The organism is Streptomyces doebereineriae (genome assembly GCF_031845645.1).
Lineage (GTDB): Bacteria > Actinomycetota > Actinomycetes > Streptomycetales > Streptomycetaceae > Streptomyces > Streptomyces canus.
Genome location: NZ_JAVREZ010000136.1, coordinates 1 through 489, shown reverse-complemented (window position 1 = coordinate 489; position 489 = coordinate 1). Strand labels below are relative to the sequence as shown.

Genomic DNA, 489 nt, shown 5'->3' with positions numbered 1-489 from the left:
AACTCTATGCGTGGCTGCGCTATGACCCGATTCCCGAACGCGACGACCTCGCCAAGGCGTTGTTGGCGTATTTCACCGGGCAACTCGGCATCTCCACCACGATGCGACCGCATCGCGGGGTGGGCACAGCGCAGGCGCATGCCACGGTGTCTACGGCGTTGATGTCGACATCGGTGAGCTTCCACGAAGCCGTGGAATGGGATGGCTGGCTGCTCTACAGCCATGAGAGCACCGCGGCCGGACAGGGGATGTCGTATGTCCGCGGTCAGGTGCACACCGAGGACGGTGAACTGTTGGCGTCATTCGCCCAGGAAGGGCTGATCCGCCCGATGCGACCGGTGGATACCTCGATCGATGTGCCGGCCCGGTTGTAGGGCAGGCATGCGCGATGTGCGGCTAGCGAATCCAGCCGCGGCGGCGCATCCAGATGTTCCGGGCCACGGCCAGGAGGATGAGCGCCGCGAACGTGATGAGGAACCAGTTCTCAAC

At 64.0% G+C, this 489-nt stretch carries 1 pseudogene; it reads left to right on the top strand.

Annotated elements, in window-relative coordinates:
• Positions 1-374: pseudogene (locus tag RNB18_RS51095) on the top strand (acyl-CoA thioesterase domain-containing protein); the annotation flags it as partial.
• Between the last annotated feature and the right edge of the window lie 115 nt (positions 375-489).